16 protein-coding genes and 1 pseudogene are annotated in these 22,583 nt (G+C 58.4%); 15 read left to right on the top strand and 2 right to left on the bottom strand.

The genetic code is table 11. The features are described 5' to 3' along the window. The first annotated feature begins 67 nt into the window (after window positions 1-67). On the top strand, window positions 68-826 hold the full coding sequence (locus C9I57_RS31535; protein ID WP_107154443.1) for a lipoate--protein ligase family protein: 759 nt from the start codon (window positions 68-70) through the stop codon (window positions 824-826). 136 nt (window positions 827-962) lie between these two features. On the opposite strand, the gene C9I57_RS31530 is transcribed toward C9I57_RS31535, so the two are convergent. Beyond that, on the bottom strand, window positions 963-1,895 hold the full coding sequence (locus C9I57_RS31530) for a helix-turn-helix domain-containing protein (protein ID WP_107154425.1): 933 nt from the start codon (window positions 1,893-1,895) through the stop codon (window positions 963-965). Window positions 1,896-2,385: 490 nt separating this feature from the next. On the opposite strand from C9I57_RS31530, the gene C9I57_RS31525 reads away from it, so the two are divergent. The 9 genes and pseudogenes from C9I57_RS31525 to C9I57_RS33560 all read left to right on the top strand — a co-directional run. Next, window positions 2,386-3,555, top strand: coding sequence for a sugar ABC transporter substrate-binding protein (locus C9I57_RS31525; protein WP_107154424.1), 1,170 nt, complete (start codon window positions 2,386-2,388; stop codon window positions 3,553-3,555). Then, window positions 3,552-5,045 (top strand): sugar ABC transporter ATP-binding protein, encoded by a 1,494-nt coding sequence (locus C9I57_RS31520; RefSeq protein ID WP_107154423.1) that lies wholly within the window; start codon window positions 3,552-3,554, stop codon window positions 5,043-5,045. The genes C9I57_RS31525 and C9I57_RS31520 overlap by 4 nt, the downstream gene beginning before the upstream one ends. Window positions 5,046-5,098: 53 nt before the next feature. Then, complete coding sequence (locus C9I57_RS31515) at window positions 5,099-6,142, top strand: ABC transporter permease (RefSeq protein ID WP_107154422.1); 1,044 nt, start codon at window positions 5,099-5,101, stop codon at window positions 6,140-6,142. Between the two features lie 37 nt (window positions 6,143-6,179). Next, window positions 6,180-8,006, top strand: coding sequence for an NAD(P)-binding domain-containing protein (locus C9I57_RS31510; RefSeq protein WP_107154421.1), 1,827 nt, complete (start codon window positions 6,180-6,182; stop codon window positions 8,004-8,006). 48 nt (window positions 8,007-8,054) lie between these two features. Next, on the top strand, window positions 8,055-8,825 hold the full coding sequence (locus C9I57_RS31505) for an SDR family NAD(P)-dependent oxidoreductase (RefSeq protein ID WP_107154420.1): 771 nt from the start codon (window positions 8,055-8,057) through the stop codon (window positions 8,823-8,825). A 22-nt stretch (window positions 8,826-8,847) separates the two neighbouring features. Then, window positions 8,848-9,588 (top strand): SDR family NAD(P)-dependent oxidoreductase, encoded by a 741-nt coding sequence (locus tag C9I57_RS31500; RefSeq protein WP_107154419.1) that lies wholly within the window; start codon window positions 8,848-8,850, stop codon window positions 9,586-9,588. A 39-nt stretch (window positions 9,589-9,627) separates the two neighbouring features. Next, window positions 9,628-10,563 carry a 3-hydroxyacyl-CoA dehydrogenase gene (locus C9I57_RS31495; RefSeq protein ID WP_107154418.1) on the top strand — a complete coding sequence of 312 codons (936 nt, stop codon included), beginning with the start codon at window positions 9,628-9,630 and terminating at the stop codon, window positions 10,561-10,563. Window positions 10,564-10,841: 278 nt separating this feature from the next. Next, on the top strand, window positions 10,842-12,362 hold the full coding sequence (locus C9I57_RS31490; RefSeq protein WP_107154417.1) for an aldehyde dehydrogenase family protein: 1,521 nt from the start codon (window positions 10,842-10,844) through the stop codon (window positions 12,360-12,362). Window positions 12,363-12,523: 161 nt separating this feature from the next. After that, window positions 12,524-12,652: pseudogene (locus C9I57_RS33560) on the top strand (HTH-type transcriptional regulator ArgP); the annotation flags it as partial. A gap of 3 nt (window positions 12,653-12,655) precedes the next feature. Here the strand turns inward: C9I57_RS33560 and C9I57_RS31480 are convergent. Further along, a complete protein-coding gene (locus C9I57_RS31480) occupies window positions 12,656-13,996 on the bottom strand; it encodes an aminotransferase-like domain-containing protein (RefSeq protein WP_018439694.1) in 1,341 nt (446 codons plus the stop codon). A 384-nt stretch (window positions 13,997-14,380) separates the two neighbouring features. Here C9I57_RS31480 and C9I57_RS31475 point away from each other — a divergent pair, with 384 nt between their 5' ends. The 5 genes from C9I57_RS31475 to C9I57_RS31455 all read left to right on the top strand — a co-directional run bounded on the left by C9I57_RS31475 (window position 14,381) and on the right by C9I57_RS31455 (window position 22,227). Next, window positions 14,381-15,496, top strand: a complete 1,116-nt coding sequence (locus tag C9I57_RS31475; RefSeq protein WP_018439693.1) for a porin — start codon at window positions 14,381-14,383, stop codon at window positions 15,494-15,496. Window positions 15,497-15,675: 179 nt separating this feature from the next. Beyond that, window positions 15,676-16,518, top strand: coding sequence for an ABC transporter substrate-binding protein (locus C9I57_RS31470; protein ID WP_107154416.1), 843 nt, complete (start codon window positions 15,676-15,678; stop codon window positions 16,516-16,518). Window positions 16,519-17,191: 673 nt separating this feature from the next. Continuing rightward, on the top strand, window positions 17,192-19,240 hold the full coding sequence (locus tag C9I57_RS31465) for a hydantoinase/oxoprolinase family protein (protein WP_107154415.1): 2,049 nt from the start codon (window positions 17,192-17,194) through the stop codon (window positions 19,238-19,240). Between the two features lies 1 nt (window position 19,241). Continuing rightward, a complete protein-coding gene (locus C9I57_RS31460) occupies window positions 19,242-21,224 on the top strand; it encodes a hydantoinase B/oxoprolinase family protein (protein WP_107154414.1) in 1,983 nt (660 codons plus the stop codon). Window positions 21,225-21,438: 214 nt separating this feature from the next. Next, window positions 21,439-22,227: an amino acid ABC transporter permease gene (locus tag C9I57_RS31455; RefSeq protein WP_107154413.1), complete on the top strand. Its 789-nt coding sequence runs from the start codon at window positions 21,439-21,441 to the stop codon at window positions 22,225-22,227. The last annotated feature ends 356 nt before the right edge of the window (window positions 22,228-22,583 follow it).

The following is a 22,583-nucleotide window of genomic DNA, read 5'->3' as shown; positions in this document are numbered from 1 at the left end:
CGCCACTTTACACTACTTTGCTAAGCGTCGATCCGGTTCCTCTCTCCCCAAGCCGTTTCACGTGCATATGCCATTTCACATCATCGACGTCGATGCAGATTCCGCCGATCCCCTCGCGGCGGAGATCTCGCTGCTGTCGCAGGCCGCCGCGGGCAAGTGCGTCGCGCATCTGTGGCAGGCGCCGATGTCGTTGGTGGTACCGCGCAGTTACCGGCGCTTCGCTAAACTGGAAAGCGCTCGAGCTGATTTCGCACGGCGCGGCTGCCCGGTATTTTTGCGCATGTCTGGCGGTGGGCTGGTGCCGCAGGGGCCGGGGATAGTCAACCTAAGCCTGGCCTATCCGGTGCGGGGCACCGTGGGCCCATTTTCTGAGGTGGTCTATAGGCATCTGTGTGAGATCCTGCGCGAGGCGCTGGGCACATTCGGGCTTCAAACTCATTGGCAGCCGGTTGAAGGTTCCTTCTGCGACGGACGCTTCAATCTTGCGTGGGGACCTCGGGGCGATGCACGAAAGATCGCTGGTACCGCGCAATACTGGCGTGCCGTGCGACCGGACGTGCGCGGATCGCACGCCCCGCTGCATGCAGTGTTAGCTCATGCGGTGCTCCTGGTCAGTGCTGATCCAGAGAAGATCAACCGGCTCGCCAATGCTTTCGAGCGGGCTATCGAAAGCGGAAGGTCCTACGACGCCGAACGTGTGATTAGCGTGCAGCAGGCACTTTCCCGAATCGGTGTTGCGCCGCCAGATGGACTCATCGACTCTGTTACGTCGGCGCTGCGCGCGAGGGTGCTCGTTTCGAGTGCGCCTGTCGATAATGCTGTTTGAAACGAGAGCGGCTCATCGCAACGAGTTGCTCTGTTTCGCTGGCCGCTACTTAGACAGCAATGCACTCCCACGTCGCTCTGGGGAAGCTCGATCAGAGCACATTACGGATTCTTAAAGTTTCTTCCGAGGCAAAATTTTAGAGAGAATGTGCCGTCTCTTGCACTGCGTTTTGACAGCCTCCGCGAAGATAATCTCCTGGCGTAACGCCGAACTCGGCCTTGAAAGCGCGATTAAAATTCGACAAGTCTCGAAAGCCGGAATCTTGAGCTAGGTCACTGATCCTGATAGCACGACGAGAACGAGCTGCGACATCCATATACTCTGCGGCGAGCTTTAAGCGCTTGGTGCGGAGCGTCTGGATAAAACTGGTCCCGTGTGCTTCGAAATCCCGGTCGAGCTGACGCGTCGATATGCCGAGGCGTTGAGCTAGCCAGGGAAGCGAAAGCTCATCAGAGTTCAAGAAGCTTTCAATTTCTCGGACGGCCAACGCGAAGCGCGATTGTTGCGTCCGCATCGCGTGCGCGGGGCGAGAGGCGTCGTTGCGGGAAAACGTTGCTCGAGTGAGTCCAAGCAGGAGGTCTGCGTCACCACCTCGCTTCATATCGCTCAAGGTCATCACATAACGATACAAGCGCAGGAGAGCGGTTCGGTCGGCGAAATTCGGCGAGCCGCCGATAGGCCCTGCAGGCGCGTCCAGTAGCAGCAGCGCACGAGGAATATGCACGGCAATGTAGCGACAAAAGGCGTTGCCAAAGCCAATACTCGCTGGAAGCGTTGAATCAAGAAGATAGAGCTCCCCGGGCTTCAAGACGTTTCGCTCGCCGTCTTGCTCCATTTGCATCTGGCCGGAGATTGGCGCGAGGAGAAAAAGATACTCTCTCCCATCTCTACGAACGCCCTCGATGGGACGATCGATCCCCTCGATGTTGCAGGCGATGTCTACGATGCTGAGCCCAGCTACGTCATGCGGGCAAAAGTGGCCTTCGATGGCCTTTTGCCCCCTGCGCGGTACCGCGAAAAAATGACCACAGTTGTGACGCAGCGCGGCATTCCACGCTTCGAATTGCATGATTCCTCCTAGCTTTCGCGGCCTCCGACCTGATGCACCGCGAGCGGCGTACTAGGAGCGGCGAACGGGGATGTAAAGGGCAAAAGCGCTAATCAATTTTTCCAATTCGGAATGAACGCTAGCAAAACTATTATCCATCAACCATTGGTCCTTCCCCTCTCGGGGATAGTACCGAGAGACCCGCTGCGTAAGACGCAGCGGCTGCGGCTGGATTGATCGATTCTGTGGTCACCAGGATGGCGCAAAAGTCCTAGTCGATTGGAAATGGCCTAAGTAGGCTTGCTGCCAGATTAGCTGCAATGCCTCGGACGTTGCCGATGCGTTGCTGTGGCGAAATTGTGTAGCAAAAGCTTAAGACGAGTGGGGGGCGCCCTTGAGGATCGTCAGAAGCGAAGCAGTTAAGCAAAACCCGGTTATTACAAATGTGCATAAAACAATCGTCACGTGCTCTCAGAGGCGTTGCGACGATCATAAATTGACGGAGACAAACATGAAGGCAATCTTGATGACGATGCGCGGCTGGAGTCAAAGCGCTCGGACGCGCTGTGCCGTGACGTTGAAGCACGCGTGGGGCGCGGCGACGTTGTTCGCCGTGCTGATTCCGGTGGTGCATGCAGTCGCAGCCGATGCCCCGCTGACGCCGGAAGCGTCGGCGGCAAAGATGGCCGCCGAGCAGTTGATGACCGCGAAGATCGAATGGCGAGGCCCGTCATCGAGTCCGAAGCCGCTTGCCGGCAAGCGCATCGCGGTCGTGTCGTGCTGCGAGGCAGCCGATGGCGCGGCGCGCGCTTCACGCGCCATGGTCGAGGCGGGCAAGGCGCTGGGCTGGCAGGTCAACGTGCTCGATGGGCGGGGCGATCCGCAGGAGCAGAACAAGGCGCTGAATTCCGCGATCGATGCGAAGTACGACGGCATCGTGCTCGAATTCGTCGATACGACGACCGTCTCCGATGGGGTGGCGCGTGCACTCAAAGCGAAGATTCCGCTGATCACGCTCGGCACGCTGAAGAACACGCCGGACACGATACCGGATGTGTCGTGGGATTACGCCAAGCACGGCGAGGCGCTGGCGAACTACATGATCTGGAAGTCGAACGGCAACGTGAACGCGCTGATTCTGCTCAATACCGATCTCTATGTCACGCGCAACGGTCAGTGGGTTGGCACGAAGAATGTCCTGACCGACCCGAAAAAATGCAAGGACTGCAAGGTCACTGTCAAGGAATGGCCGATGGCGAACATCGACACGCAGCCCGGTTCGATCGCCACGGCGGCGTTGCAGGCGAATCCGAAGATCAACTGGGGGTGGTGCTTCGATGCTTGCATGAGCCGAGTGTCGCGCGCGCTAATCGCCTCGGGGCTGTCGTCGAAGATGCGCGGCGCGGGCTTTGACTGCAATGCCGAGAGTCTTCAACTCATCAAGGACGGGCAAGTCGAAGCGGTATGCGCGGCCGATCCGCGCGAATGGGACGCGTACGCGGTTATCGACAACCTGAACCGGTTAATGCAGGGCCAGCCCACCGTCAATCAGGGCATTCCGGTGCGGCTGTTCGACAAGACCAATATCAGTACGCTCAGCGACTACGAGATGTCACACGGCTGGCAGGGCGGCTACGACTTCCGGGCGGCTTATCGCAAGCTGTGGGGAGTGCAGAAATGAGCGATGTTCTCGATGATGACCAGCAAGTGCGCGTCCGGATTCGCGGCCTGAATAAATCGTTCGGCGCCACTCGCGCCCTGAGGGACGTGAGCATCGACTTTCGCGCGGGCCGCGTGCATGCGCTGCTCGGCGCGAATGGGTGCGGCAAGTCTACGCTCGTCAAGATTCTCTCGGGCTATCACGAACCGGACAGCGGCGAGATTTCGCCGACCGGGCACGGGGCGCGCGAGCGCATCGCATTCGTGCATCAGGACCTGGGGCTCGTACCCTCGCTGTCGGTCGCCGAGAACCTGGGCCTCGCCTGTGGTTTCACGATACGCCGGGGCGCGATCAACTGGCGCGAGCAGCATCACCGTGCGCAGAAGTTGCTCGACGATTACGGCATTGCCACCCTCGCGAGTGAGGCGGTAGGGTCGCTCGGTCCCGCGCATCAGTCGATGATCGCCATCGCGCGCGCGCTCAACAGCCTGCCGGAAAGCGGTGGGGTGTTGGTGTTGGACGAGCCGACGGCGCGCCTGCCCGTCTCCGAAGTCGACCACCTGTTGCAGATGGTGCGCCGCGTGAAGGCGCGCGGCGTCGCAATTCTCTACATCACACATCGGCTTGAAGAAGTGATGCAAGTCGCAGACGAAGTGTCCGTATTGCGCGACGGTGCGATAGTGTTCCATGGACCGACCTCTTCCATCGACAAGGAAAAGCTCGTCGGGTTGATCGTCAATAAAGCGATCAGACCGGCCGCGGCCCGTTCGGCGACGGCGGCGCGCGGGATTGAGCCGCTGCTGACGGTACGTGGCCTGTCGGGCATCCGGCTTCGTCGTGTCGATCTGAATGTCGGGCGCGGGGAGATCGTCGGTGTCGCGGGACTCGTCGGATCGGGACGTTCGGAACTGGGTCGGCTCATCTTCGGATTGCAAAAGGCGCAGGCCGGAAGCATCCGCCTGCGCCATGCCGACATCACGAATCTTTCGACGCGAGCGCTCGTCGATATGGGCCTGGCGTATGTGCCGCAGGAGCGCCGCAGCGGCGTGTTTCACGGCTTGAGCGTCGCGGAGAACTCGGTGATGGCGGACTTCGGCCAGCTGATGAGCCGCATCGGCATCGTGCCTGCACGGGAGCGGCGCGCGGCGGACGAGGTCGTGCGCAGCATGAAGGTGAAGACCGAAAGCGCCGGCACGCCCATCGAAAATCTCTCAGGCGGTAATCAGCAGAAAGTATCGCTTGGCAAGTGGTTGCGTCGGGAAGTGCAACTGCTGATTCTGGACGAGCCCACGCAGGGAATCGACATCGGCGCACGCACTGAGATATTCAACACAATTCGCGGCGTCGTGGAGACCCGAAAAATCGGTGCGCTTGTGTTCGATTCGGATCTCGACATCCTTGTCGATTTCTGCGATCGGATCATCGTCATGTGCGACGGGCAGGTGGTCGGCGAATACCACGGTGCGGAGCTTACGCACGAAACGATCAATCGCGCCGTGTACGAGCGTTAAAACACTGCCGCGCGGTTCGCGAGATAAGTTTTCATTGCTGACAGGAAGTCAACATGCGTCGCATCAATCATTTTCTCAGCCGCTTTAGCCTGCTGATCGCGCTTCTCATGCTGATCGGCTTCTTTTCTCTCATCCGGCCCGATTCGTTCGCCACGCTGGAAAACGCCGGCTCCATCATGAGCGACGGCGCAGTACTCAGCCTCATCGCCGTAGGCGTGATGGTGCCGATGATCGTCGGACAGTTCGATGTCGCGCCGGGCTTTATCGCGAGTCTCGGCGTGATGCTCACGGCGGGTCTGCAATCGAATAATCAGTGGCCGTGGCCGCTCGTGCTGGTCGCGGTGCTCGCAATCGGCGCGCTGATCGGTCTGTTGATGGGCGTGCTCGTCGGCTACCTTCAACTCAATTCGCTGGTCGTGAGCCTCGGCGTGGGCAGCGTGCTTTCTGGCATCGTGCTCTTATATTCCGGTGGGCAAGTGATCTACAAAGGTATTCCGCCTGATTTTCTCGCGCTCGGGCAAACGCGGCTATTGGGCTTCGTGCCGCTGCCGTTTCTCTATGCACTGGCGATTGCGGCAGTAATGTGGTTCATGCTTAGTTATCGTCCGGTCGGACGGCGCCTTTATGCGGTCGGCGGGGGCCCTGACGCGGCAAAGCTAATCGGGGTGAATCTTCCTCGCTATATCGCTATGTCGTTCGTCGTGTCGAGTACGCTTGCGTCGTTGGCTGGATTCATTCAGGTGGCAAGGCTCGGCGCCGGACACCCAACCGCCGCGCAGGCGTTTCTCTTACCCGCGTTCGCAGCGGCCTTTTTGAGCGCAACCTCGTTCCGACTCGGCTTCTACAACATCTGGGGCGCGTTTCTCGCGGTCTATCTCGTCGGCACCGGCACGACTGGTCTCTTTATGCTCGGCGCGGATTCATACGTGCAGCCGGTCTTCAACGGTGTCGTGCTGGTGGGTGCGGTGACGCTTGCGCGCGTGTTGATCCTGCGCCGCAATCGACGCCTCGCCCTCGCGAGAGCGGTCGATCAGCAAAATGTGGCGCCGCTTGAGCGATCCACTGTCAGCGATGCAGAGAACCCGGTCGCTGGCTGAAACCATTTTTCCGACATCCATGAGCAATGGAGATGATATGAATGCAGTAACCGACTTCGAACCTGCGACGTCGCTTGAACGGGCCCGCATCGAGCTGAGCGAGTGGCTTGCCGAATTCAACGATGCACTTGCCAGCGGTGATGCTACCAAGGTCGCGGGCCTCTTCACCGAGCATGGTTTCTGGCGCGACATGCTCGCGCTCACGTGGAACATCAAGACAGTCGAAGGAAGGCCGGCCATCGAGCACATGCTTACCGCGACGCTCGGCACGGCGCAGCCTTACGGCTTCGCCGCGAGCGAGGACCCCATCGACACGGGCGGCGTAATCGACTCATGGCTCACGTTTGAGACGCCGGTGGCGCGCTGCATCGGCCATGTGCGGCTAAAAGACGGAAAGGCCTGGACGCTGCTGACTCTCGTCAACGAACTGAAGGGGCACGAGGAAGCATCTGGCACGCGCCGGCCGATCGGCGCGGAGCACGGCGCGCGCGAGGATCGGCAGACGTGGCGCGAGAAGCGACAGAAAGAAGTCGACGAGCTCGGTATTTCGACACAGCCGTACACGCTGATCATCGGTGGCGGTCAGGGCGGCATCGCGCTCGCGGCGCGGTTGCGTCACCTCGGCGTGCCGACGCTCATCGTCGAGCGCAACGAAAAGCCTGGCGATTCGTGGAGAAAGCGCTACAAGTCGCTCTGCCTGCACGATCCGGTGTGGTACGACCATTTGCCATACATCGAGTTTCCAAAAACGTGGCCGGTGTTCTCTCCGAAGGACAAAATCGCCGACTTCCTCGAGATGTACGCGAACGTAATGGAGCTGAACTTCTGGGGTTCCACGACGGCGCGCTCGGCGACCTACGATGAGGCCAAGCAGGAATGGACTGTCGTCGTGGAGCGGAAAGGCGAAGCGATCATGCTGCATCCGAAGCAGTTAGTGCTCGCGACCGGTGTATCTGGCAAGCCGAACGTACCGGTTTATCCGGGGCAGGACGTGTTCAGGGGCGTGCAGCAGCATTCATCGCAGCATGCCGGGCCGGAAGGGTGGCGCGGCAAGAAGGTGATCGTGGTGGGCTCCAACAACTCGTCGCACGACATTTGCGCCGCCCTCTGGGAAGAAGGCGCCGATGTCACGATGGTGCAGCGCTCCAGCACGCTGGTGGTCCGCTCGGCCACGCAGATGAAGCACGCATTGGAGCCGCTTTATTCGGAAAGCGCGCTGCAGCGCGGCATCGATGTGGAAAAGGCCGATCTGATTTTCGCGTCGATTCCGTATCGGCTGCTTGGCGAAATGCACAAACCTCTGATGCAGCGCATCCGCGAGGAAGACGAGGCGTTTTATCGCTCTCTCGAAGATGCTGGCTTCATGCTCGATTACGGCGAAGATGATTCAGGCCTGTTCATGAAGTATCTGCGGCGCGGTTCGGGCTACTACATCGACGTAGGCGCGTCGCAACTGATCGCCAACGGAGAGATCAAGCTGAAGTCTCGCGTAAGCATCGCGCAGATCAAAGCGCATTCGGTGGTATTCAGCGACGACAGCGAACTATGCGCGGACCTGATCGTCTACGCGACCGGTTACGGCTCCATGAACGCTTGGGCGGCCGAAATCATTTCGCAGGAGGTGGCGGATAAGGTTGGCAAAGTGTGGGGGCTCGGCTCCGACACCATTCGCGATCCTGGGCCGTGGGAGGGCGAGTTGCGCAACATGTGGAAGCCGACAAAGCAGGAAGCGCTCTGGTTCCACGGCGGCAATCTGCATCAGTCGCGACATTACTCGAAGTATCTCGCCATTCAGCTCAAAGCACGGATGGAGGGCATCGACACGCCCGTGTACGGCATCGAGGACGTCCATCATCTCTCGTGAGGAGGGCCAGCGAAACTCGCGATGGTAAAGACGATAGGAGAAGGAATCATGTATTTGGAAAAGTTTCGCTTGGACGGTCGACGCGCTGTCGTGACCGGCGGGGGACGCGGTATCGGGCTCGAGATTTCCAAGGCGGTGGGCGAGGCGGGTGCGAGTGTCGTCATCGCCGAGCTGGATCGCGATACGGGGTGTGCCGCCGAGGATAGGCTCAAGAGCCTCGGCATTGACGCCATGGCGCGCCAGATCGACGTTACGCAACCGGACGCCGTAGCCGAGCTGGCGCGCCAGCTGAACGAAGAATGCGCGGTAGATATTCTCGTCAACAACGCGGGCATAGCGATCGTTACCGATTTCCTCGACACGCCTGACGACGTCTGGACCCGCACAATGCAAGTCAACTCCGACGCCGCCTTCTGGTGCGGCCGCGAATTCGGCCGCCACATGGCGAAGCGCGGCGCCGGCAGCATCGTGAATATCGGCTCGATGTGTGGGTACGTTGTGACCAAGCCGCACAACCCGATTCCGTACATGGCGAGCAAGGGCGCGATGCACATGACGACGAAAGCGATGGCTTGCGCGCTGGCGAAGACCGGCGTGCGCGTGAACGCGGTCGCGCCGGGTTACGTCGAGACTGAGATGACCCGGCCTTTGCGCGACATCAATCCAGACTGGCTCGCTTGCTGGGAAGAGATGACGCCGATGGGCCGCCTCGCCCACACGCACGAGATCGCAAGCGCGGTGCTGTACCTCGCGAGCGATGCAGCGAGCTATTGCACTGGCACGATTCTCACGGTAGACGGCGGCTATACGTCGTGGTGAACAACAAGTAAGGAGACGAAGAATGTATGACTTCAAAGGGCGTGCGCTGCTGATGACCGGCGCCAACGGCGGCATTTCTCGGGCCATCGCGGCCGAGTTCCACACGTGCGGTGCCAACATGGTGCTTACCGACCTCAACGAGCAGGCGCTGCGAGACTTCGCGCGGGAGCTCGATCCGTCGGGCGAGCGCATCGCGGTGGCAAAGGTGGACGTGACGCAATCCGCAGATGCCGACGCCGCTGCTCGGCTGTGCAATGAGCGCTTCGGCGGCATCGATTTCCTGGTGACCTCGGCGGGCCACTTTCCGAAGAGTCCCACGCGCGACATGACGGACGAGGAGTGGCACCGCATCATCGCTATCAATCTTGACGGGACTTTCTATGTTTCGCGAGCTGTTATGCCCTATCTGCGCGAGGGCAGTGCAATGGTGCATGTCGCATCGCTCGCGGGCCACGCCGGTGTTATCTGGCATTCGCATTACGGCGCGGCCAAAGGTGGCGTGCTCGCGTTTGCACGTAGTCTCGCGAAAGAACTTGCACCGCACACGCGCGTGAACTGCGTATCGCCAGGCATCATTGATACGCCGATGGTTCGCGCAATCATGGAGAGCGATGGCGATATGTGGCTCGCCAACACGCTGCTCAAGCGCATGGGCGACCCACGCGAAGTGGCTACGGTGGTCTCATTTCTGTGCAGCGATGGAGCGAGCTTTCTGACAGGCGAGACGATTCATATCAATGGTGGCCTCTACATCTCATCGTGATGGAGAGTGCATAAGCCCGCTATAGTCAGGATAGATCGTATGCAGACAAAGAGAACAGCCGTAATCGGCTCGGGGCGTATCGGCCGCGCGTGGGCAATCGTGTTCGCGCGCAGCGGCGCTACCGTGAGAATTCACGATGCCTCGCAAGAGATGCTGAAGGGCGCACTGCCCGCCATTCGCCAGAGCGTCGAAGATCTTGCGTCATTTGGTCTGATCGAGGAACCGGTCGATGCAATCCTCGCGCGCATCACCGCATGCGGCACGCTCGAAGAAACGGTCGGGGACGCCGTGCTTGTGCAGGAGAACATCGCCGAAGTCGTCGAGGCTAAGCTTGCGCTGTTCGCCGAACTGGATCGGCTGACCCCGCCCGACGCACTGCTTGCCAGCTCGACCTCGGGCTTGCCCGTATCGAAGTTTACTGGGGGTTTGCCGGGCCGCGCGCGCTGCTTCGTCGGGCATCCGGTGAATCCTCCTTCGCTTGTGCCGCTTGTGGAGTTGTGCGGCGCGCCGTGGACCTCGCCGGGGACGCTGGAACGGGCGCTTGCGTTCTACGAACAGGTGGGGCAAAAGCCTGTGATTGTCCGGCGCGAAATCGCGGGATTCCTGCTCAACCGTCTGCAAGGCGCTGTGCTCGATGAAGCGCTGAGCCTCTACCAACAGGGCTATGCCACTGCTGCCGACCTCGACACCGTGATGCGCGACGGGCTGGCGATGCGCTGGTGCTTCATGGGCCCGTTCGAGACCATCGATCTGAACGCTCCGGGTGGCGTCTCCGATTACGCGTCGCGCTACAGGGGCACTTATCGCGATATCGCCGCGACGCGCGTGCCGTTCGACTGGCCGGCCGAGACGTTGGACGAACTCGACGCCGAGCGCCGCAGAGTGCTATCGCGCGATCGTATCGAGGAACGCAGTCGCTGGCGCGATCGCAGTCTGATGGCGTTGCTGGCACATCGGCGCTCGCTGACGGACTAAGGTCTCACAGACTGAGGAAGCAGGAAACCGCAAATTCCGAATCGATCTTAGCCAAAACTTCCTTGTGTAATGGTGATTGCTCACCTGTGCCGTTTGATGTGATGGCGGAAAAGTCCTAGAGGGTTCGATAGACGCAGCGTAGGCTTCCGTCGACAGTTGAATGCACCGCTTAACGCGTCTTCAACATAGTAAATAGCCGGCTGCGGCTAGTCGGATCTGAAACGATTCAGTTCTGGCAACACTGGTGTTTCAGTGCATTAAACAATTAGGAGATCACCATGAAGCTTCTCGATGCATCCAACGTTGGAGTTAAGAGCCCGTTCAAGAAACGCTATGGAAACTACATTGGAGGGAGGTGGCAAGGGCCGCTCGCCGGTCAGTATTTCGAGAACGCGACTCCGATTACCGGGGAGGTTTTCTGCGAAGTTCCGCGTTCAAACGCGAGTGACATCGAGGCAGCATTGGATGCCGCACACGCGGCAAAGGCTAGTTGGGCAAAAACATCGCCGACGGAACGTGCATCCATTTTGCTTAAAATTGCAGACCGCATGGAAGCAAACCTCAGGCTACTGGCGGTAGCGGAGACTATTGAAAAGGGTAAGCCTTTGCGCGAGTCGATGTCCGGCGACATCCCTATGGCTATCGACCACTTCCGTTACTTTGCCTCGTGCATCCGCACGGAAGAGGGGACGATCTCGGAGATCGATAACTCGACGTACGCGTACCACTACAAAGAGCCGCTCGGGGTAGTCGGCCAAATCATTCCTTGGAATTTTCCGCTGTTGATGGCGGCTTGGAAGCTCGCGCCCGCATTGGCCACGGGTAACTGTATCGTGCTGAAGCCGGCGGAGCAGACGCCAGCTTCGATTCTGGTGCTAGTGGAGCTGATCCAGGATCTCTTGCCGCCTGGGGTTCTGAATGTCGTGAACGGATTCGGACTGGAAGCAGGTAAGCCGCTCGCGAGTAGTCCCCGTATCGCCAAGATTGCATTTACAGGAGAGACAACGACGGGGCAACTCATCATGGGCTATGCAGCGGAGAATCTGATTCCTGTGACTTTGGAGCTAGGCGGAAAGTCACCCAGTATCTATTTTGATGACATAGCCGCGAAAGACGATGCTCTCTTTGAGAAAGCGGTTGAGAGCTTTGCGATGTTTACGCTCAATCAAGGCGAGGCCTGCACATGTCCGTCGCGGTACCTAGTGCAAGAGTCGATCTACGAGCGCTTTATCGAACGTGCAATCAAGCGCGTGAAAGGTATCAAGGTTGGTAATCCGCTTGATATTGGCACCATGATTGGCGCCCAAGCATCGAAGGAACAGTTCGATAAGATCATGTCTTACATCAAACTTGGCTTCGAGGAGGGCGCAACGTGTCTTAGTGGCGGTCGGACTTCGGATCTTCCGGGCGACCTGAAAGGGGGCTGGTACATCGAGCCGACGATGTTCCGCGGCGAAAACAGTATGCGCATCTTCCAAGAGGAGATTTTTGGTCCGGTGGCAGGGGTAACAACTTTCAAGACCGAGGAAGAGGCGTTGCATATCGCTAACGACACGCAATACGGCCTCGCTGCAGCTGTCTGGACGCGAGATATTTCGGTTGCTCACCGTATGAGCAAGGGCATCCAGGCTGGACGCGTATGGAACAACTGCTACCATCTTTATCCTGCTCACTCAGCGTTCGGCGGCTACAAGAGATCGGGCATTGGACGAGAGAATCACAAGATGATGTTGAATCACTACCAAAACATCAAGAATGTGATTGTCAGCCACGATCCAAATCCCACCGGCCTGTATTGAGATAGGAAGGACGAGGCCTGGACCTGGTGGGAAGTTTGGTTTTCGTCTTGGTGACGATACCTGCTGAATGGATCGGTACTTTGAACAAAGAGCCAGGCACGTTCCATTAAGTCTGAAGCGCGGATTTATTGTACGGTCCCGGCCTTTATTGGCCGTTTTCGTTCCATCTGCATTTCGTGGTGCCGGTCGGCAGATGTCCCAGGCACTATTTTCCTTCGCCGGTGGCGTTGCTCAATGCGATTTTGGACAACCTCGGTCACGGACTCGTAGCCGCAATGCAGGCCAAGCCGTAATCAACTGCGCAAGATCGGGCCATCGAGTGCGCCGACTGCCTGCGCCAGAGCGTCGGCAATCGTATCTACCTGGTCCATCCCGAAGCTCGTGGCGACACGGATATGCGGTCTCGGTGTGACCTGGAACCGTGAACCTGGCTGTACGGCAATCCCGCGTGCAGCGAGCGTTACCAAAGCGTATTGCTGGTCGGATACAGGAAGCCAGATGCACAACGCATCTTGCCCCGACACGGTTATCCCTCGCTCCGCGAGTGCATCAGTCAGAACGCCACGCCTCTTTGCATACGTTTCGCGAGCAGTGGCAACCTCACGCAGTGACTCGGGATCCGTGAGAAGTGTTGCCGCAATGCATTGCAGAATCCGGCTGGTCCAGCCTTCGCGGAAGTTCCGATATGCCTGAACCTGGTCCGCGAATTTTTCGGTGCTTGAGAACACTGCAAGCCTGAAGTCGGTTCCCAGGGACTTTGAGAAAGTACGAATATGGACAGTCCGCTCAGGAAATGCGGAACCCAGGGTCAGCGGGGGCGCACTGGCCAAGCCCGCGAGGCCATCAAGCTCGATGATCAGTGTTGACTTGCCGGTAAGCACTTTGCGCAACTGGTTCAGCCGGCTCGGGCTGACTCGCTTCCCGGTCAACGAGTGCGATCCAGGCTGATAGACGAAAGCCACAGGACGCTGTTGCAACGCGGCAGCCAGCGATTCAGGAAGCGGGCCTTGTGAATCACAATCCACTCCGATGACCCGTGCACCGAGTTTTTCAAGGATATCGAACGCACGCAAGGTGGTCGGGTCTTCGATTGCTACCGTGGCACCGGGTACGATGACCATTTGCAGCGCCGCATGCAGTCCATCGTACCCCCCATTGATCGCTGTAAAGGTGCAGTCCTTGTACGGCCAATCGCCGGCAATGGCGGCTTTCAACTCGAGCGAAATCGGCTCGCGGACGTAACTGTGGAGGTTGTGGGCCAAATGCGCTTTAGCCAATGCATGTTGGAGATCAGGCAGCAATTCCGGATCGGGCGATGCAAAACGCAGATCAGCCTGGATGTTCTCGCCGTAGTTCGCGAAGTCTTCATAGCGCGCCGGTCTGAGGGACGTCTGGTCACCGCGTACCCACGTACCGGTACGACCCCCGCCGCTCACCATGCGCACCGCGCGAAGCTGTTTCCACGCGCCGGAAATGGTAGCCGGGCTCACGCCAAACGCCTCGGCAAGGTCGCGCACCGGCGGTAACTGAGTGCCGACCGGGATTGCGCCACTGCGGATCAGTTCCGCAACCTCTAACGCGATGCCGCGCATCGTCCTCGCGCTGACTTGCTCAACAAATGACTGGACGTCCATTCGCTTCTCTTATGTTCAATAACATAGTGCGAAGTGTACAGCTTCGAGCGGCGCAAGCCGACGGCCGGGACGACTACGCCCTTCGTTCAGGCGTTGCTCTGACGCAACTGATGTGCGAGGAGCTGCCGCAACGTTGGGGGCCCACCCGCGCGCGGGCAGCCATCCGCGATCAAGCTCGACAGGACCGCTCAGGACTTCCCCTAGATTTTAGTTCAATAACAAAAAACACATTGTACATTTTTTTTGGCGAACATAAGCTGCCGTCAACGTAGCTGAGCGGCGCAGTTCCACAAGGGTGCACCGTATCGATGCGGAAGTTCATCCACCGATTGTGGGGTATTAAGCAAATAATTAGGAATACTAAATGATAAAGGGATTGTCGCGATGAAAAAGCAGGTTGCAATGATGCTTGCATTTGGCGGATTGACTTCGACGGTCGGCGTTGCCCACGCACAGAGCACGGTGACCTTATACGGATTGATCGACGATGGCATCACGTATGTGTCCAACGAGAGCGGACACAAAAACATCAAGATGGATAGCGGGATTGCACACGGTAACCGTTGGGGCTTCAAAGGCCGGGAGGACCTCGGTGGCGGCACTGCAGCCATCTTTGCCCTGGAAGGCGGCTTCAACGTCAATACCGGAAAGGCAGCGAACGGCGGGGCCGTATTCGGCCGTCAATCGTGGGTGGGCCTCGACAACCAGACGTGGGGCACCCTGCAGATGGGTGACCAGTACGACATTATTTCGGACTATGTCTGCGACTACAACGTGAGCTTCATTGCAAGCGGATACGGCATTCATCAGGGTGACATCGACCGGATGAGTTGTACGCGGTTGCCCAATGCCGTGAAGTACACAACGCCCAAATTTGCTGGGTTCAGGGCTGGTGTGATGTATTCGTTCAGCAACGTTGCGGGCAGTTTCCACACAGGCAGTGCGTGGGAGGTGGGTGGTAATTACACCAATGGTCCCGTCCGTCTGGGTGTCGCGTACGCCTCCTTGCCCGGATATGCTATCGATCCTTATAACCGCCTTGGTACGCCAGTCTTCTTTGGTCAAACGGTGGCGACAGTGTCGAACAACGTGGAGACGGACCTCGTTTCGAACTTTGTGCTCGATACGTACAAGATTTTTGCGATCGGTGGCAGTTACCAGATCGGCAAGCTGACCATGATGGCCAACTTCACCAACACCGAACTTGGCCACAAGAATATGACGTCGTATATGCATGTCTATGAAGGCGGGGCGACGTATCAACTGACTCCGGCGTGGTTGGTGGCCGCAGGCTATCAGCACGATACCCTCCAGGGACATACGTGGAATCAGGTCTCGGCAGGCGTTCAGTACTCGTTGTCCAAACGTACCACAGTGTATCTATCGGGCGATTTCGTGAAGGCTTCGTCAGGGGTTAATCCAGAACTGGGCTGGTACACAACGCCGTCGCTGGCTAGCACGCAGGGCGACGTGCGCGTCGGCATCACCCATAAGTTCTGACGGGGCTGCCACACCTGGCCAGTGCGCTTTTAAGTCAAACCCGGCAAGGGCGAACTGTTATCGCGGCACCGGGCGAGAGAGACACCTCGACGCGGTGAAAAGCGTCGAGCGACCTTCGACCGGCCGAAAGCTTCGGTGGGGATAACGAAGCACATTGGTTAACACATGTAGGAGTCTGTATGCGCTGGATCAAAGGTATGGCAGTAGTCGGGGCTGCTGTGTTGTTGACTGCTCAAAGCTGGGCGGCGGCGGCAGCCTCGGTTGAGGCGCCCGCATCGATTAAGGCGAAGAAGATCTTGACCTTCTGTTCGGATCTTGAGAACCCACCAGCAGAGGGTATCGCAGATGATGGTGTGACACCGAAGGGTGCGGCCGTCGACATGATGAATGATATTGCGACATCGATGGGGGTCGCGGCGAAGATAGACAACTATCAGTTCTCCGGTCTTTTTGCTGCACTCGACACCGGAAAGTGCGATCTGGCAGTTGCCAGTCTCGGCAAAACGCCAGAGCGCGCGCAACGGTATGAGCTGGTTGACTACTGGAGGTTTGGGTCCGGCCTACTGGTTCCGACTGGGAATCCAAAACATTTGACCCGATTCGAAGACCTCTCGGGGAAACGCGTTGCTGTACTGCTTGGCAGCAATAATTCGAAGGCACTGCACAAGATCAGCGACGATTTGAAAGTAAGTGGAAGACATCCGATCGACATTGTCGAATTGGGAACAAATGCCGTCGCCTTCCAGGATTTGAGCCTTGGACGGGTCGACGCTCTGGTGAGCGATACGGTGGTTATGAATTATTACATGTCGCGCTCTCGCGGGCGGTTTTCGATTGGTGGAGTGCCGGTGCCGCCGAAAACGATGTCCATTGCGATCCCGAAGGGAAATGTCGATCTGAAAAATGCGGTGCAGGCCGCGATTGACAAGATGAACGCCAGTGGCGGGATGACGCAGTTGATCAAGCGCTGGGGGATCGAAAACGGCGTCGTTGCATGTAATTCGGCCCATCCCTGCCCCTAAGTGAAACTAGAATGGAGACCGGGGAGTAGGCAAATCATTGTGTCGGCCCTTTTTAGGTAGGTGGCCATCCCGAGGATAAAGCCCACATGAGTGGCGCTCTCTGATCTCCCACATTTCTTTCCTCCCATCCGATGGTCAGCAACTGCTTCACGCGGTATGCCTGGCTTCGCTGTCACGAAGGCTGGACGCTCGGTGGTCAGGCGTGAAGCAGCCTTCGACGACGCTCCAGTCACGACTTGCGCTGTGCGGCGCTTGGTATCTGGCCCCGTAGATTGACGAGTCGCATCGTGAAGCAACCATTGGCAGCCTTCCGACCAAGGGCGCCCCGACGAAATCAGTTCTCAAACCTGCCAGCGAACGGGTGCCCCGCGGAAGATTGGTTGCGCTGTTAGTTCAATAACAAAAAACATATTGTACATTTCGCGAATTGAACATAAGCTACATCCATCGTGAACAGACGGCCAGTGATCCCCGGTGCCAGGCTTTGCAGCCTCGCTGGTGAACAACCTGGAAGAGAAGCCTGGAAGTGCCTTGCCCTGCATTCACCCGATGCATGGACTGAGCGTCATACGTCCAGATTCACCCAGTGGTGCGCGGCAACCGCGCCTCGTGTCTGGAGAAACGCGGTTAATGCAACGTAGCGAACCTTGTCGTGAGAAGACACGGAGATAAGATGCTTAAGATCGGAGTAGACATCGGCGGGACGTTCACCGACTTCGCCGCATGGCGCGAAGGAGGAGAGCAGAAAGTTGAGACGTTGAAAGTCCCCTCGACGCCGCCTCACTTTGCAGAGGGCTTCAAGACTGGCTGCGAGGAAATGCTCAAACGCATGAAACCTCGCGCTGAGGAGCAGATCGTTGTTGTGCACGGTACTACCGTCGCTACCAACACCGTCATTGAGCGAAACGGACCGGCGATTGCGCTGTTTACGACGGAGGGTTTTCGCGACATTCTCGAACTGCAGCGCCTGCGCCTGCGTCGCGCGATCGATCTTCTCGGGGATCGCGTGCAGCCTCTCGTGCCACGCGAGCTGGTTTTTGAAATTCCGGAGCGCATGACCTCAGCAGGTCGTGTGCGCAAGGAAATCGACCTGGACGCCGTTAAACGAGCTGCATTGCAAGCCAAAGAGGCTGGGGTCGAGGGCATTGCCGTCGCTTTTCTTCACAGCTTCCGTAACCCGTCGCATGAGCATGCCGCCCGCGACGCAATCATTGCGGCGACAGGTATCCAGAACATATCGGTTTCCAGCGACATCTGGCCAAAGATTGGTGAATACGAGCGCGCCATCGTTGCAGTGCTGAATACCTACGTCAAGCCTCGGATGACCGCTTACATCGCGGAAATTGAACGTTGGCTTGGCGAGCGTTTGCCCGACTCGAAGCTTTTCATCATGCAGTCGAATGGTGGCGCGCTGGCTGCCGCAGAGGCTCGGGCGCTGCCCGTGCATACGCTGCTCTCGGGCCCGGCCTCCGGCGTGTCCGCGGCGCAGTACCTTGGTGTCTCTCTTGATGAGCGGTGCATGCTCACCATGGACATGGGCGGAACCAGCACAGATATCTCGCTTATTCAGGACGGGGAACCGTCGATTACTGGCGAAGCAGAAGTCGGTGATTTCCCGTTGATGATGCCGGTTACCGGTATCGAAGCAATTGGAGCGGGTGGTGGTTCAATCTGCTGGGTAGATGGAGGTGTGTTGCGCGTTGGTCCGCGCAGTTCCGGAGCGCGGCCGGGTCCTGCCTGCTTCGGTCATGGTGGGATGCAGCCCACGGTGACCGACGCATACCTGCTTTGTGGCCTGATCCATCCGGACCACTTCCTCGGCGGGCGGATGACTCTGGACTTGGCAGCGGCGCAAACAGCGATGCGGCCGATAGCAGAAGCGCTCGGTACGAACGTGGTGATGGCAGCTGAGGCATGCCTCACGGTTGCTACGTCGAACATGGTCGCAAGTGTCCTGCCTTACCTTGCGCGCTATGGTCTCGACCCGGCCGACGTCACGCTGGTTGTTTATGGTGGTGCCGGCTCGCTCCACGGGCCGCTGCTGGCGGCGGAGCTTGGCATCGGTCGCGTACTCGTCCCTGGCATGCCATCGGTCTTCTGCGCGTTTGGCGGACTGGTAGCAGGGCTGACGCACGATAACGTGAAAAGCATGCAGGGCATTGCTGTCGATGCCGAAACAACGCGAGCGGAATTCGCTTCGCTCGAGACCTGTGCACATCAATGGTTGACGGGCCAGAACGTTGGCGCGGGCCTTCAGGAAACCATTCTCGAATATCGTGCGGACGCCCGATATTGCGGGCAGTCGTTCCAGTTGACGGTGAATGTGCCGGCTGACGCGGCGAAGACGGGCAATGTCGCAGCAATGGAGCAGGAGTTCCATCGTCAGCACGAGCGACTTTACGCGCACTCCGACCCATCGGCGGCTGTGGAATTTACCGAGTTCCGCGTGCGCATCAGGGGGATGCTGCCCATCCCGACGCCTGAAGAGGTTTCGTCTCGCCAGGATCGCGCGGCTGACGCGCTTGTTGGGCTGAGGGATATCCAGATTGCGGGACGGTCGGCGGGGGCGTGCAAAGTCTACGCTCGGGAACGTCTGTGTGCCGGAGACTCGCTGCAAGGGACAGCGATCATTGAGCAGAACGACACGACAATTTTTGTGCCGCCCGGCTATCTGGCGACTGTCGATTCGCACAGCAATATCCTGTTGACGAAGGAGTCTTGAGATGGATGCGGTCCGGACAGCAGTAATGAATAACCGTTTCACCGCGATCGTCGAGGAAGCGTCAGCGGTCATGTATCGCACAGCTCACACGACGTTCGTCAAGCTGGTGCAGGACTATCAGTGCGCAGTCGCCACGCCTGAGGGAGAAATCTTTGCGTACCCGAGTCAATCAGGTGTGAGTTCGTTCATCGGCGTTCCTCTTCAGAAGACGATCGAGCAGTTGCACGAGCTCGGCATTGACGAGGGCGACTGCTTCCTCACGAACGATCCATTCTCGACCGATGGTCTCGTCACTCACATGATGGACGTTACGATGGTCCGCCCGATCTTCGTCGAAGGACAACTGATCGCGTTCTCATGGGGCTTTGTTCACGCATCAGATATCGGGGGCGCAGTACCCGGAAGCATTTCGCCTGCATTCACCGAAGTTTTCCAGGAGGGGATCCGCATCCGCCCCGTCAAGCTTTACAAGAAGGGTGAGATAAACGAGGACGTTCGTCGTCTCTTGCTCGATAACAGCCGGATTCCGGACGATCTCTGGGGCGACATGAAAGCCATGCTGTCGGCTTTACAGAGCATGGACCGACGGTTTCACCAGTTGTGCGAGGCGTATGGACGAAGCGTGGTCGAGCAGGGTATGCGTGACGTCCTCTCGTTTGCGGAAATGAAAGCGCGAGCAGTGATTGCGAAGATTCCTGACGGTATCTATGAGTTCGGTGACTACCTGGAGGGGATTGAGCCGGGGCAGCATACCTATATCCGTTGCGCAATGCGCGTCCATGGGAACGGCGTCACGTTCGACTTCAATGGTACAGACCCACAGATCCCAGCGGCGTACAACTTCGTTAGTGGCGATCGTACGCATCCATACACCGTCCAGGCATTCCTTTACTACCTGCTCACCGTAGAACCGGATGCGCCCCGGAACGCCGGCTTGCTGCGCGCAATCACGATGCATGCGCCGCGAGGCACCGTCATCAATGCAGAGTTTCCTGCCGCAGGTGGCTCGCGGGTCGCGGCGAGCACGCGCGTTTATGACACGTTGCTTGGCTGTCTGCAGCAGGCTGTGAAGGGTGGGCTGACGGCTTCGGGTCCGGGCATGTCGGCGGTGATCGTGCTGAGCGCACGAGACCCGCGCAGCGGAAAGCGACGGGTCAGTGTCATCAACCCGCTGTGTGGCGGTGGCGGGGGGCGCGCTGGAAGCGATGGCACTGATGCAATCGACTCGCGTTCCGGATATCTGAAAAGCGTTCCGACTGAGGTCATTGAAGTTGAGACGGTGTTGTTTGTTCACGCAACGCGTCTTCTCGAAGACAGCTATTCGCCCGGCCGCTGGCGCAGCGGTGCTGCACTCCTGATGGAGATGGAGAACACAGATGCCGAAGCGACCATGACGATTCGCGGCATGAATCGATTTTCTTTTCGCCCTTGGGGCGTGCACGGTGGGCACCCTGGCCGGATGGCCGAGGTTGTATTGAATCCAGGCAAGGATGATGAGGAGGTACTTCAGCGCGTAACAGTACTCAAGCTCAAACGCGGCGATGTCCTGCGCCTCATTACACCGTCCGGCGGTGGGTTTGGCGATCCCCTTGACCGGGATCCTGACGCGATACGGAACGACATGCAGCGCGGCATGCTGTCCGCCGAGGCAGCCTTTAAGGACTATGGGGTCGTTTTTGAGTCGGACGGTTCGATCAACTACGGCGCTACGGATGTCGCGCGGGCAGAGCGTCGCTCGACAAACGCTCCAGCAGCCTTCGATATGGGACCGGAGCGCAAGGTGTACGACGCAATCTGGCCTGACGCAGTGCGCGCCCGTTTTGCCACGGCCGCGCTGCAAGGACCAAAAGCGCATCGCCAGCTTCTGGTTGATGCCGTGCGCAAGCGTTTGACGGCGGCTGGCGAAACGGTTACGGACGAGGCGTTGCAGCGCGCCATTACGGAGGAGACGGCTCGGCTATCGGGCGATAGCGTCCTGCATTGACGGTCTTGCTGGCGGGCTTTGTATGTAGTGAAGAAAGCAAAGGGCGGTCCGCGTGTGAGAGACGGCCATAGCGTGGTATTCCGGCGCCGATCAGTTCATGTCGATCGTGATCCTGCTTCTGACAGAGACAAATCCGGGATAGTTGGCGCACTTCGAACTGACGGCACGCTCTCGGACATGACGTAAGCGGGATCAAGGAGAGAGGTAAGCAATTGTGTTAACCAATATTCATGTCGTATTCGATCCAAGCTTCTTCCTGAAGTTTGTGTTTTCGCCCAGTCCCGCGTTGCTCAAAGGACTGGTGGCAACGGTTGTAGCAGCAGCGATCGCGCAGTTTCTCGGCACAGTGATTGGCTTCGTCCTGGCCATCGCCGGCATGGCTCCCAGTCGAATTTTCAGAGGGGGCAACCAAGTTTATATCTGGTTTTTCCGAGGCACGCCTGTTCTCGTTCAGCTGGTCCTGATTTATTTCGGCCTTCCTTATCTTGTTGGATTCGATCTTTTTCCGGCTGTGATGCATATCGGTCCGTTCGAGATCAGCGGTGCATTGATCGCGGGCATTCTCGCGTTCGGGATGCACGAGGGTGCATACATGAGCGAGATCACGCGGGCCAGCATTACGGCCATTCCTCGAGGGCAGTGGGAATCTGCGCAGGCGATTGGGATGACTCCGGGTATGACAATGCATCGGATCATCATGCCGCAGGCGTTGCCACTGCTGGTTCCGGCGTTGGGAAATCAGTTCAACAACATGCTGAAGACGACCTCGTTACTGAGTGTGATCGGTGTCGCTGAAATGTTCCGCGTTGCAGAGCAGTTGCAAGCAGCTACCTTCATGACGTTTGAAGTCTACTTGGGCGTCTCGGTGTACTACCTTGCGCTCACTGGCTTGTGGACCCTGGTCCAGCATTTCATTGAAAAGCGGCTGTCGAGGCATCTCCGATCCAGGCGTAGACCTGAAACACGCGTTGGGAAGAATCCCCACCCGGAGACAGCAAGCTGAATTTGCCGGTAGCCAGATGCCAATAACTGGCGGAACGATGATGTACAGCAGTATGAACTGACATCTTCCCTTACTTTTTCATTCACGACGAAACTGGCCGTGCCGCCCGAAATTCCTGGCCGCCAGAAGTAAATTGATTTTTAACTGGTAATTCGTACTACTAATGAAGTGGTGTTAAACCGGATTACCTCAGTCACCACTGGAGAAACCTGATGTCCCAGAAGCAAAAAACGTTGAAAGAATTCGTGGCCGAGCTCAAGGCATTGACCGATGGCATGATGACCGTAGAGCCCAAAGAGATTGCCGATTTGCGCCTTGGCGAGATGGAAATCCCTGCCGGCAGCTACGGTCAATAC

The organism is Trinickia symbiotica (assembly GCF_003028655.1).
Classification (GTDB): Bacteria; Pseudomonadota; Gammaproteobacteria; order Burkholderiales; family Burkholderiaceae; genus Trinickia; species Trinickia symbiotica_A.
This window is presented reverse-complemented; position numbering and strand designations above follow the sequence as displayed.

What these genes read in the sequence shown, in the direction of transcription:
- C9I57_RS31535 (WP_107154443.1), top strand. Translation starts at nt 68, where the DNA reads ATGCCATTTCACATCATCGACGTCGATGCAGATTCCGCCGATCCCCTC.
- C9I57_RS31530 (WP_107154425.1), bottom strand. Translation starts at nt 1,895, where the DNA reads ATGCAATTCGAAGCGTGGAATGCCGCGCTGCGTCACAACTGTGGTCAT.
- C9I57_RS31525 (WP_107154424.1), top strand. Translation starts at nt 2,386, where the DNA reads ATGAAGGCAATCTTGATGACGATGCGCGGCTGGAGTCAAAGCGCTCGG.
- C9I57_RS31520 (WP_107154423.1), top strand. Translation starts at nt 3,552, where the DNA reads ATGAGCGATGTTCTCGATGATGACCAGCAAGTGCGCGTCCGGATTCGC.
- C9I57_RS31515 (WP_107154422.1), top strand. Translation starts at nt 5,099, where the DNA reads ATGCGTCGCATCAATCATTTTCTCAGCCGCTTTAGCCTGCTGATCGCG.
- C9I57_RS31510 (WP_107154421.1), top strand. Translation starts at nt 6,180, where the DNA reads ATGAATGCAGTAACCGACTTCGAACCTGCGACGTCGCTTGAACGGGCC.
- C9I57_RS31505 (WP_107154420.1), top strand. Translation starts at nt 8,055, where the DNA reads ATGTATTTGGAAAAGTTTCGCTTGGACGGTCGACGCGCTGTCGTGACC.
- C9I57_RS31500 (WP_107154419.1), top strand. Translation starts at nt 8,848, where the DNA reads ATGTATGACTTCAAAGGGCGTGCGCTGCTGATGACCGGCGCCAACGGC.
- C9I57_RS31495 (WP_107154418.1), top strand. Translation starts at nt 9,628, where the DNA reads ATGCAGACAAAGAGAACAGCCGTAATCGGCTCGGGGCGTATCGGCCGC.
- C9I57_RS31490 (WP_107154417.1), top strand. Translation starts at nt 10,842, where the DNA reads ATGAAGCTTCTCGATGCATCCAACGTTGGAGTTAAGAGCCCGTTCAAG.
- C9I57_RS31480 (WP_018439694.1), bottom strand. Translation starts at nt 13,996, where the DNA reads ATGGACGTCCAGTCATTTGTTGAGCAAGTCAGCGCGAGGACGATGCGC.
- C9I57_RS31475 (WP_018439693.1), top strand. Translation starts at nt 14,381, where the DNA reads ATGAAAAAGCAGGTTGCAATGATGCTTGCATTTGGCGGATTGACTTCG.
- C9I57_RS31470 (WP_107154416.1), top strand. Translation starts at nt 15,676, where the DNA reads ATGCGCTGGATCAAAGGTATGGCAGTAGTCGGGGCTGCTGTGTTGTTG.
- C9I57_RS31465 (WP_107154415.1), top strand. Translation starts at nt 17,192, where the DNA reads ATGCTTAAGATCGGAGTAGACATCGGCGGGACGTTCACCGACTTCGCC.
- C9I57_RS31460 (WP_107154414.1), top strand. Translation starts at nt 19,242, where the DNA reads ATGGATGCGGTCCGGACAGCAGTAATGAATAACCGTTTCACCGCGATC.